This window comes from Rhodoferax sp., assembly GCF_028688795.1.
Lineage (GTDB): Bacteria > Pseudomonadota > Gammaproteobacteria > Burkholderiales > Burkholderiaceae_C > Rhodoferax.
Genome location: NZ_JAQTXM010000056.1, coordinates 1 through 11,108 on the forward strand (window position 1 = coordinate 1; position 11,108 = coordinate 11,108).

Here is an 11,108-nt window from a genome sequence, read left to right on the forward strand (position 1 = left end):
CCTAGGGGGATGGATGGAGTTTCAAAAAATCATCGAGCACTTTTTGTGCCATTCGCAATTCATCAATTCGCAGGTTGGCGCTTTTCCTTGTATTGAAATCTGATGAACTAGATCGGTCATACTCAAACTTTAGTTCGCTTGTCAGCCACAATTGAAAACGACGGAGGTCGAGTTCCATTTCATTCCTTGTTTATCGGGAAGTTTTTCGCCCCACAGCCAGAACATCAACGGTGTGAGCAAGCTGTCCAGCAAGGTCGAGCTGATCAGCCCACCAAAGATCACCACGGCAACCGGATGCAGCACCTCTTTACCTGGCGCATCGGCCGACACCAGCAGCGGTATCAGGGCAAACGCAGCCACCAGGGCGGTCATCAGCACTGGGGTCAGTCGCTCCAGTGAGCCACGCACGATCATGTGCTGGCTGAACTTTTCACCCTCGAAGGCGCATAGGTTGATGTAGTGGCTGATTTTCAGAATGCCGTTGCGGGTTGCAATACCAGTCAGTGTGATGAAGCCCACCAGTGCCGCCACCGACAATGGTTGCCCAGAAACCCACAGTGCAATCACACTGCCAACTAGGGCCAATGGGATATTGCCCATGATGATGGCGGTGAGAACCATGGAGCGGTAGCGGCTGTACAGCACCAAAAAGATCATGGTGAGCGAAATCAACGCCAGGATGCCAATCAGACGCGCCGCTTGTTCCTGCGCCTGAAACTGTCCTTCCAGCGACGTGAAGTAGCCTTCTGGCAAAGGTTTGCCAGCCAGTTCACCTCGAATGGAGTCAATCACTTTGGACATGTCCGAGCCATCGGTATTGGCCGAGATTACGATGCGCCGACGGCCGTTTTCCCGGCTGACCTGGTTGGGGCCATCACTGTCTTCGATGGAGGCCAGCTGCGACAGCGGCACGTGGCCACCCGGGGTCTCGATCAATAAATTGGGCAACTCTTGCAAGCTACGCCCACCTTCCGGCAATTTCACGACCAGGTCAAAACGGCGGTTGCCTTCCACCACCTGGGTCACTCGTTCTCCCTCAATCATTTGCTCCAGCGAACGCAACAAAGTGCCCGGCGCCACACCGTAACGTGCCGCTTGTTCGTAATCAATACGAATCTTGATTTGGGGAATCAGCACCTGCTTTTCAATCTGCAAATCGGTGACACCAGGGATTTTTGCAAGCCGTTCGCGCAGGTCACCGGCAAGGCCGCGCAGGGTGTCGAGGTCGTCGCCATAAATTTTGAGCGCAATTTGCGCCCGCACACCCGAGAGCAGGTGGTCAAGCCGGTGCGAGATGGGTTGGCCCACATTGCTGGCCGCTGGCAACACAGCCAAACGTGTTCGCAGGTCGTTGATGATGGCCTCACGGGCGCGCTCGGAGGCCTTCAAATCCACATCCATCTCTGTGTAATGCACCCCTTCGGCATGTTCGTCCAGCTCGGCGCGCCCGGTACGTCGCCCGACCTTGGTCACCTCGGGCACGCCCGCCACCAGCTGTTCGGCCAGCATGCCGATGCGGTTGGACTCTGCCAGTGAGGTGCCGGGGTTGAGCAGAATGTTGACCGTCAGTGTGCCCTCATTGAACGGTGGCAAAAAGGCGCGCGCAAAGAAAGGCACGCTGGCCAGCGCCACGATCACGGCCAGCAACGCGCCCAGCAGCAAAATCCGGGCCCGGTCAAACGACCAGTGCAGCAGCTTGGCATCCCAGCGTTTGAGTTTGATCACCAGCGGGCTGTCGCCATGGCCCAACTGCTTCATCTGTGGTAACAGGTAAAACGCCATCACCGGAGTCACCGTCACCGATACAATCATGCTGGCCAAAATCGAGACGATGTAGGCAATGCCCAATGGGGTGAACAACCGCCCCTCAATGCCTGGCAACACAAACAGCGGCACAAATACCAGCACGATGATCAAGGTGGCGTAAACGATGGCAGAGCGCACCTCCAACGTGGCCTTGGCGATAACTTCAGCCACTGGCCGGGGCACGGCCAATGCACTGTTGAGCTTGAGCCGCCGCAACACGTTTTCCACGCCCACCACGGCATCGTCCACCAGCTCGCCAATGGCAATCGCCAAGCCACCCAGGGTCATGGTGTTGATGGACAGACCCATGTAGTGAAACACCAGTGCCGTCACCAGCAGTGACACAGGAATGGCCGTGAGTGAGATCAGCGTCGTGCGCACATTGAGCAAGAACAAAAACAGGATCACCGCGACAAAGATCGCCCCGTCACGCAAGGCCTCTTCCACATTGCTCACCGAATGCTCAATGAAGTCGGCCTGTTTGAACAAAAACTGCGGGGCATCCATGCCTGCAGGCAACCCCTTGGAGAGTTCGACCATGGCTTTTTCAACCGCCCGCGTGAGGGTCACACTGTCTGCGCTGGGTTGCTTTTGCACAGACAAAATCACAGCGGGCTTGCCACTGTAGCCAGCATCACCCCGTTTGATGGCTGGTGCTAGCTTGACCTGGGCCACTTGTCTGAGGAGAATCGACTGACCGTTTTTGACCGTGATCACCAGGTTTTGTAAATCTTCAATGCGTGTGGTGCGGCCAATCTGACGAATCAGATACTCGCGCCCTTGTGCCTCAAGAAACCCGCCGCTGGTATTGGCACCAAAGTCTTTCAACGCCGTCTCCAGCTTTTCCCGCTCGACACCAAGCGCTTTCAATTGCGCCGGGTTGATCTCGACACGGTACTGCTTGACTTCACCCCCAATGGCAATAACCTGGGCAATGCCGGGAATGTTCAACAGCCGTGGCCGCATGACCCAGTCAGCGTATTCACGCACTTGCATCGGGCTCACCTTGGCAGGGTCGGCTGGTAAGGCAATCAGCAAGATTTCGCCCATGATGGACGAAATGGGGCCAAGTTGGGGCACTACCCCTGGGGGCAACTGCTCACGCACCAGGTTGAGTCGCTCACTCACCTGTTGGCGGTTGCGGTAAATGTCGGAGCCCCAGTCAAATTCGACATACACAATTGACAGACCTACACCGGACACCGAGCGCACGCGGCTCACACCAGGCATGCCGTTCATGCTGGACTCTACCGGTGCTGTGACCAACTGCTCCACCTCTTCAGGTGCCATGCCGCCCACCTCGGTCATCAACGTCACGGTGGGCTTGTTGAGGTCAGGGAACACGTCTACCGGCATTTTCTGCACAGTAAAAATACCGTAGACCACCAACAGCAATGCAATGCCCAGCACAATCAGCCGCTGTTTCAGGCTGGTATGGATGATGAAATCAAACATGTCAGCGCACCTGTGCCAACAGGTTGGCTCCTTGGCTGACTACCCTGTCGCCGCTTGCGATGCCGGTTGTTACAGCCACGGTGCTGGCATCAAGTGGCTGTGCGCTAACCCGGCGCTGGGCAAACCGTTCAGGCCCGATGTGCACCCAGACGACTGTCTCACCTGCGCTGTTGCGTGCCAATGCGGCTACGGGAATTGCGACAGCTTTGACCAGGTGCGATGTTTTGGCGATGACTTTGACCGTCTGGCCCACCGCCACGGGGGTATTTGGGGTTTTGACACGAAACAACAAAGGCAAGGCCTGCTCCCGAAGCTGCTTTCCGCCCCCCAGATACTGCAAATCAATGGCCTGACCGCCCAATGATGCGCTGGCTGACGCAATGCCATCGATGAGCGCGGCGTCATAAGCCAACGCTTCGACCGCCAGCCGTGCCGGGTCAACAATGTCAAACAAGACCTCGCGGGCTTCAACCACCTGGCCATTGACGACGTTGGTGGCACTGATGACCCCTGACACTGGCGCAGTCAAGGATTCAGCATCACTCAAGCCCGTACCCAATGCAGCACGGCGTTGCTTCAATGCACCCAACTCAAATTTGGATGAATCGATCTCTTTTTGTGGAATTGAGCCTTCAAGCTGGGCGTAACGCGCCACCTTGCGTTCTGCAATCGCCAACTGAGCATCAATGTCGGCCAAGGCTGCGCGCTGATTGCCACGTTCCACACTGCCCACCGTGGGCCGTAACCAGAGCAGCACCTGGCCCTTGATTACCTTTTGTCCCAGGGTCGGAAGGCCTTTGGGGCCTGATTCGACTCTGCCTGGCTGACTGGCCTGCACGCGTCCACTCGCATTTGGATCGGCAATGACACGGCCATTGAGTTCAACGGTGGCAGACAGGTCTTTGATTTCGCCCAATACCGTTCGAATACCAAGCTGACGTTGCGCCGTTTTAGGTACAAACAGGCTCCCGTCAGGCAGGCGTTGCGATGCGGTAGCTTGTCCCGTCACTGCGCCAGTTGCCGCATTTGGCGCTGCAGCATTGGTTGCCTTTGCGTCTTGGCTGTGGTCTTCATCGCCGTGAGCCCAAGTGTTGGAGAGACCCATCAGGGTTGTCACGACAAGTGCTGCGAGCTTGCCCGTATTGATTTTCTTCATTCAAGTCTTTCGATTCAGGAGTCAATGCTGACGACGCTGTTTGCGCCGGCGGATGAAAACCAGTCCAGTACCGGCCAGAAATAGCGCAGCGGCACCTGACCACAGGCCCCACTCCCTTGGATATTGGGTGTGCTCCAGGCCAATTGCTCCCGCTTTAACCAAACCCACTTCCAAAATCGCATCCATCAAGTCCGTCGTATCGCCTGCCTGCACCGTGATCGCGATAGGGTGCTTACCGGGCTGAGCCAGTGCCTCAGATGAAACAACGTAAACCGCAGGAGCCACTTCGTTGGCATTCCCCTTCCAGCCTGCGCTTTCAAGTTCAATTTGAGCTTTGGTGACGGGGAAATTGGTTCCGAATTGATCAAGATAGATGGTTAAGACCTTACCGTCGAGCACGCCGACCAGTTCAAACTGATCAGAAGTCGATGACATGCGAACTGCATTGGAGGTCGTTGGCAATGGTGCGGTTGCATCGCCATGATCCTCACCGCCATGTGCCCAGGCCAAATAAGGGAATGCAATGGCCACAGCCAATATCAATAAACGCTTCAAGGCAAAACTCCCAAAGATTGATTCAAACGCGATACGCTCAGTGAACAGGCTAACTTCTGCCTGTTTACAAATGCTTCAGCCTCGAAGGCGCTAAGGCGTGCCCGCAATAAAGTTGCCAAATCCGATTCACCTAAAGAAAAAGCCTTTTCAGCTAAGGTCAGACTGTCTGAAGCTACCTTCAGACGTTCTTGTGCTTTAAGCAATTGCAGCTGCGCAAGCTCTACACCTTGACGTGCGCGGACTTCATCGAGCTCTATGCGTTGCTTGACCTGCACAGTCTCCGCCTGAGCTTGAGTGACCTCGACCAGCGCCGCTGAGCGTTCTTGGCGGACTCGTGCATCTGACGAAAAAGGAATCGTCAGTTTGACCCCGAAAGAGTTGGCATAAGGTGTATTGAAGTCACCTCGATCTCGCACGACGCGCAACGCTAGTTCGGGTGCGTCTCGGCGCGTTTTTTCAGCTACACCCAGTCGGGCTTGCGCCAGTTGTTCAACTGCCTGCGCTGCTGCCAGTTGTGGGTGCATTGAATCTGAGATCGATAAGGTGGCGACGGTTTCCTCTGTCAAACTGACAGGTGCATTTGCGCCAGTGAGCAACCGATAGGTCTGTTCTGCTTGGAGTAATACAGACTTTGCCTCAAGCAGTTCACCTTCTGCCAAAAAACGTTCGTTCTGGGCCAAATTGGCATCGGTACGTGCCAATTCTCCAGCATTGAAGCGACTCATGGCTTCGTAGTCACTACTGGCATCTTCACGGCCGATGCAAAAGCATTTGCCGAAGGGCGCAATATTGATTTGATTGATGGCCATGCGCTGGCAAAAATGGTGGAGCGTGCTCGTGTCGCAAGGACATCAGGACAAAACAACAAGATGACTCCCGCTGCAACGTCAACAGCCTCTGTCACGAGCAAAGAGCCACCTTGTCCAAGGTGTGGTGGCACCATGGTTAAGCGAATTGCCAAACAGGGCTCCAATGCTGGCGGTGCCTTTTGGGGCTGTACCGCATTTCCAAAATGCCGGGGTGTCGTATCCATCAGTTGAGCTGCTCAACCGCGCGTCTAGATTGCTTATCGCCAGGCAACCGAGCGTTGCCATGTAGTTCTGATATTTGCTGCGAAGTGTGCGAAGAATTAATTTCCCTTTCAATTCAACAGGTTGCATCTGAATAATTCTTCGCAGCTGTTGCGAAGAATGCGAAGTATTTCGCGCGCTGGCGATTGATGTCTATTTTTCGACTGCGTAAACTGGTCTGCCGACCGACAAAGCATAGATGTTGGTTTGACGCCCACGCGCACACCGAATGCGCGGTTCGGGCTGAATCGTGATTTGAGGTGGCGAGGCCAGCAGCAGCCTTTCGATGGCCGCATCAATGGTGGCCTTTGATGCATGTCCCTGAAAACACTCTTTGGTGATTTGCCACCGGGTTGTCGTCCCTTTAACCCGCAGAAAATCCACAATTCTCTTGACCGCCGCATTGGTTCGATCCGAGTCTGCTGCGTCGGTGGCTTTGTCGAACACAAATTTGGCCGACTCGACACCATGGCGAATCCATCCCATGGCTGCCTGGATGTGTTGCACGTCAATCTGAGTTTGCAGGTCGCATAAGGCAAAAATCATGGCCAATCGCAGCAACATCGGCGCGCGACGTTCCAGTAACGCAGTGACGCGCTCACTAGCGCTGTCGTCAATCAGCTCCCCGCGATACAACTGCGAATAAATGCCTTGCGCCTGTGTGGTCAGTTCGATCCGCATGTGATCGCGTTCCGTGACACGTTCGGCTTGGACAAAATCCAGGACTCCGAGCATTCGGACCGCCAATGCGTCCACAGAGTCCTGTGGCGTTGCTTTGGGAAACGGAACGACTTTATCCCGCTCAGCCCAAAGCATCAAGAATCGGTTGGCACAGCCGTTTGTCAGCTCACGTGCGCGCATCAATCCGATGGCACTGACCACACCAATTCCCATGCCAGCGACTGGAGTTGTTGCCGGGTTTTGGGCAAGGATGTGATTGACGAGATTCCGGGTGCCTACAAGGACATCGATCAGGTCATGGCCAATCAGGCTGACCTGACTGAGATTCTGCACACGCTCAAGCAAGTCGTTTGTGTGAAAGGCTGATTCGATGGTGATGCAAAAAATCGTATCTTAATCCGATCAACTCCTGTAAGTCGCCATATAATTAGTCAATTAAATTTGAAATTTACCTTCTTTTATATGAGGCATCTTGGAAATAATTGACGAAATTGCAGAACTTGAGATTGATTTAGTCAATTTGGCTAGATTGTCTTCGCAGGGCGCTGATGAGGACGTTCGGCTTCTGCTGGCCAAACTGATCCGCAAGTACCGGGTAGTTCGCCCGTCGTTGGCGTCGCAGCTTGATTTGACGCTCAAAGCATCACGCACGCGAGCACACGGTCCAGCCGTGCTTAGGCGGGGAATGGTCATGCCTGAACCATCAACCATGCCGGTTGATGCGGATTCCCGACAGTCCCTAATCCGGGTCTTTGATGATCTTGATGGCATGCCTGCGCCACTGCTGCCTGATGTTTTGTTCGTGCAGATTCAATCTCTGGTGCGTGAGCGACAGGAGCGGGACCGCCTTGCCGCTCACGGCATCAAGCCTACCCGATCTGCAATTTTGGTCGGACCACCAGGCGTTGGCAAAACACTTTCCGCACGCTGGATTGCCAACCAGCTTGGCAAGCCTTTGTGGGTGCTGGACTTGACCACCGTTATGAGTAGTCTGCTTGGTAAAACCGGCAGCAACCTGCGCGCTGTCTTTGACCATGCCAAGCAGAACCAGGCGGTATTGCTGCTTGATGAGATTGATGCCATTGCCAAGCGTCGCAGTGATGAGTCGGATGTTGGGGAGTTGAAACGACTGGTCACAGCCATTCTGCAGGAAGTGGACGCATGGCCAGACTCGGGCTTGCTCTTGGCGGCGACTAATCATCCAGAGCTGATAGACCCCGCTTTGTGGCGTCGCTTTGATGCAGTGTTGACGTTTGATGCGCCACAAACGGCAGTGCTGGCTGCAGCAGTCAGGCGATTTTTAGGCGCGGATCTTAATGCTTTTGAGAGTTGGGTCGATTTGCTGACATCTTCGGTTCACGGGATGTCTCTGTCCGACGTTGAGCGTTCGATCAACGCGTTACGTCGCCATACGGTGCTGGAAAACTCCAATCCTGCACAGGCTGTCATTGATATGGCTACTAAAGGAGCACCTAACCTAGACAAACCTTCAAGACAACAGTTGGCCGTTGAGTTGGCCCGTTCAGGTTCCCTGTCACACAACAAAATCATGTCGTTGACTGGGGTATCTCGCGATACGATCCGAAAGTACGCTGGCCCATCCCCTATCAAAGGACGTGGACCCAGAAAGGGAGTTTGAAGTATGGCCAATCGATTTATCATCGGACGTGGAGAGGTTCTCACCTACGAGATTCCGCCACCGAAGTCGGGCGGCTCCAAGGTACACCCATACTCTTTGGCCGAGGCCAAAGCGGAGCTGATTCCGCAGATTCAAGCCATGGCAGTACAGGTGCGAGACCTACCGGCGCTGGCATGCCCAGGTGGCCTTGCGGTGGCCAAAATGACTCTGCACCCGGCATACATTGCCAAATCGTTTTTCCCGACGGGCTTGTTACGTGGCGCTGGACTGATCGCCGTCGGTAGCCGAACTGTCAGAGTGAGCCCAAGGAAGGACACTCGCAAGAAAATCGTGGAGCAGCGGGAAACCACGCAGATATTTGTTGCTGGATCGCGGGAGTCATTCGCACGATTTCCTGCATATGCGCAGCAGTTGGAGACCGGTTTCAAGGAGGGTCTAGAACTCTCGGAAATCGAGGCGCTAGGTTTGATGACAAGCGCGGACCGGATCAAGGCTTTGGAGTCCAAGGATGGGCAGGGGGTTTACGAAGTTGGCCTGCATTTGATCCCAGATACACCAGCTGAGGCATTGCGCCGAAGTTTTACCTCCTACTGTCGACAATGCGGTTTTTCCGTGGCTTCCAAATACGAGTTTCAGGTCGGCGGACTCTTGTTTGTTCCCGTTGAGGGGAAAGTCTCCGGACTGGAGGCTCTCTCTCAATTCACACTTATGCGTGTGATTCGGCCAATGCCCATGTTGCGCAGCGTTCGTCCGCTCACCAGAGGATCGCCCATTTCGGTCGGCTTCAAGCTGCCGGTGAATCAGCCCTTGTCCAATGAACCATCTGTGGCTGTGTTGGACGGTGGATTGCCACCACAGCATGTGCTGAATCCCTATTTGAGCAACTATTTCAAATCGGATGACTCGGCAGCGGATGTTGCGAGCTATCTGGATCATGGCCTTGGCGTCACATCGGCCCTTCTGTTTGGGCCGGTCGAACCCGGCGAAGAGGCGCAGCGTCCATTTTCCTACGTTGACCATTACCGCGTTCTTGATCAACTCTCCGATGGAGAGGATCCCTACGAGCTCTACCGTACGCTAGGGCATGTGGAAGAAGTTTTGTTGTCGCGCCAATACCAGTTCATGAATCTCAGTCTTGGGCCAGACCGTTCCATTGAAGACGACGATGTCCATGCTTGGACCGCCGTCATTGACTCGCTGTTGAGTGATGGTGAAACATTGCTGACGGTAGCAGTTGGAAACAATGGGGAGCGGGATCAAGCGCTGGGATTCAATCGGGTGCAGGTGCCCGCCGATTGTGTCAATGCGCTGTCGGTAGGCGCGTCTAATCTTACGGGTAAAAACTGGTCGCGTGCTCCTTACAGTGCCAGAGGGCCTGGTCGTAACCCTGGAAGGAGAAAGCCAGATGTTATGGCGTTTGGTGGATCGCCCAAAGAGTATTTTCATGTGGCTGTTGCCGGCGTACGCCCGGAATTGTCCGCAACCATGGGGACTAGTTTTGCAGCGCCTTATGTACTGCGTACAGCAGTTGGCATACGAGCGGTGCTGGGCGAAGCGGTTGTTCCACTTACGGTCAAAGCGCTCATCGTTCACGCAGTTGAGTCGCCGGAGCTGGAAGCGTCGGCGAATCCGTTGGACATTGGGTGGGGACGGGTGCCACAAGACCTCAATGACATCATCATGTGCGGCGATGGCGTTGCTCGCATTATTTACCAAGGCGTCCTCCGCCCAGGTAAATTTCTTCGGGCTCCGGTGCCACTGCCGCCAGTCCAATTGCAGGGCAATGTGCAGTTGCATGCCACGTTCTGCTACGCCAGTCCGGTCGATGTTCAGGACACGGGGGCCTACACCAAAGCTGGACTCAGCGTCACCTTTCGCCCTCATGCCGGAAAAAAGAAGCCCGGGAAGGAGCCTGCACCCAAGTCATTCTTCTCCAGCACCGAGTTTCGTACGGAACAGGAGCAGCGTGACGATCTGGGCAAATGGGAGACGGTGTTGGATGCATGCCATACCTTTCGTGGTAGCAGCTTGGAGGGTTCGACCTTTGACATTCATTACAACGCCAGGGAAGGCGGCGCTACTCCCAATGCAGGAGCGGAATTGGTGCGTTACGCGCTGGTGCTGACAGTCATCGCACCCAAAAATACCAATCTTTACGACGACATCCTAAGCTCGCATAGTGTCTTGAAAGCCATCGAGCCCAAGGTGTCGATTCCACTTAGGACGTAAATGAAAAATAAAAACATCGGTAGCGATTTCGATGACTTCCTGGCAGATGAGGGCATGCTTGAAGAAGCGACTGCGGTGGCGGTTAAAAGGGTGATTGCATGGCAGATTGAACAAGAGATGACGGCTCAAAAGAGCACCAAGACTGCGATGGCGAAGAAGATGCCGACTAGTCGCGCCTCGCTCAACCGTTTGCTGGACGAAAACGATACCAGCCTTACTTTGACAACCTTGGCGGGTGCGGCAGCGGCTCTTGGTCAACGCATCAAACTTGAGTTGACGCCAGTCTGATGGTTGCCACAATGTGAAAAGGACAATCGCCAAAAACAGGGACAAACGCGCTACACTTGCCCAACGATGTTGGAGAATGGATTTGAACCCAGGACCCTTTTCCACCACCAGACATTCCCAAACCCGCAACGGCGTTTCGCCTTTGCGGGTTTTTCATTGGATGGTGACAGGGGCTTATTCGGCACCGCTGGCCTGATCCGCCGCCGGACGCGGCTGGCGCACACCGGGT

General features: G+C 54.9%; 9 protein-coding genes and 1 pseudogene. 5 read left to right on the plus strand and 5 right to left on the minus strand.

Annotated features, from left to right (window positions below; translation table 11 throughout):
* Window positions 1-141 precede the first annotated feature (141 nt).
* The 4 genes from PHQ58_RS22155 to PHQ58_RS22170 are packed head-to-tail and all read right to left on the minus strand — an operon-like array spanning window position 142 to window position 5,781.
* Window positions 142-3,261 carry an efflux RND transporter permease subunit gene (locus PHQ58_RS22155; protein WP_300115777.1) on the minus strand — a complete coding sequence of 1,040 codons (3,120 nt, stop codon included), beginning with the start codon at window positions 3,259-3,261 and terminating at the stop codon, window positions 142-144.
* A 1-nt stretch (window position 3,262) separates the two neighbouring features.
* Window positions 3,263-4,417: an HlyD family efflux transporter periplasmic adaptor subunit gene (locus PHQ58_RS22160; protein ID WP_300115779.1), complete on the minus strand. Its 1,155-nt coding sequence runs from the start codon at window positions 4,415-4,417 to the stop codon at window positions 3,263-3,265.
* 21 nt (window positions 4,418-4,438) lie between these two features.
* The gene (locus PHQ58_RS22165; protein WP_300115780.1) at window positions 4,439-4,972 is read right to left on the minus strand and encodes a hypothetical protein; all 534 of its coding nucleotides are present in this window, start codon (window positions 4,970-4,972) and stop codon (window positions 4,439-4,441) included.
* Window positions 4,969-5,781: a TolC family protein gene (locus PHQ58_RS22170; RefSeq protein ID WP_300115781.1), complete on the minus strand. Its 813-nt coding sequence runs from the start codon at window positions 5,779-5,781 to the stop codon at window positions 4,969-4,971. The genes PHQ58_RS22165 and PHQ58_RS22170 overlap by 4 nt, the downstream gene beginning before the upstream one ends.
* On the opposite strand from PHQ58_RS22170, the gene PHQ58_RS23725 reads away from it, so the two are divergent.
* Window positions 5,719-6,012 carry a topoisomerase DNA-binding C4 zinc finger domain-containing protein gene (locus PHQ58_RS23725; RefSeq protein WP_367187363.1) on the plus strand — a complete coding sequence of 98 codons (294 nt, stop codon included), beginning with the start codon at window positions 5,719-5,721 and terminating at the stop codon, window positions 6,010-6,012. The genes PHQ58_RS22170 and PHQ58_RS23725 overlap by 63 nt on opposite strands.
* Window positions 6,013-6,195: 183 nt before the next feature.
* On the opposite strand, the gene PHQ58_RS22175 is transcribed toward PHQ58_RS23725, so the two are convergent.
* Window positions 6,196-6,936, minus strand: a complete 741-nt coding sequence (locus tag PHQ58_RS22175; RefSeq protein WP_300115783.1) for a hypothetical protein — start codon at window positions 6,934-6,936, stop codon at window positions 6,196-6,198.
* A 36-nt stretch (window positions 6,937-6,972) separates the two neighbouring features.
* On the opposite strand from PHQ58_RS22175, the pseudogene PHQ58_RS22180 reads away from it, so the two are divergent.
* From PHQ58_RS22180 to PHQ58_RS22195, 4 genes and pseudogenes are all read left to right on the plus strand, one after another.
* Window positions 6,973-7,089 (plus strand): annotated as a pseudogene (locus PHQ58_RS22180) (RtcB family protein); the annotation flags it as partial.
* A 106-nt stretch (window positions 7,090-7,195) separates the two neighbouring features.
* Window positions 7,196-8,362 (plus strand): ATP-binding protein, encoded by a 1,167-nt coding sequence (locus tag PHQ58_RS22185; RefSeq protein ID WP_300115785.1) that lies wholly within the window; start codon window positions 7,196-7,198, stop codon window positions 8,360-8,362.
* A gap of 3 nt (window positions 8,363-8,365) precedes the next feature.
* Entirely contained in the window at window positions 8,366-10,591 is a 2,226-nt protein-coding gene (locus PHQ58_RS22190; RefSeq protein ID WP_300115787.1) for a S8 family peptidase, read from the plus strand.
* Window positions 10,592-10,879 carry a Fis family transcriptional regulator gene (locus PHQ58_RS22195; protein WP_300115789.1) on the plus strand — a complete coding sequence of 96 codons (288 nt, stop codon included), beginning with the start codon at window positions 10,592-10,594 and terminating at the stop codon, window positions 10,877-10,879.
* Window positions 10,880-11,108 lie beyond the last annotated feature (229 nt).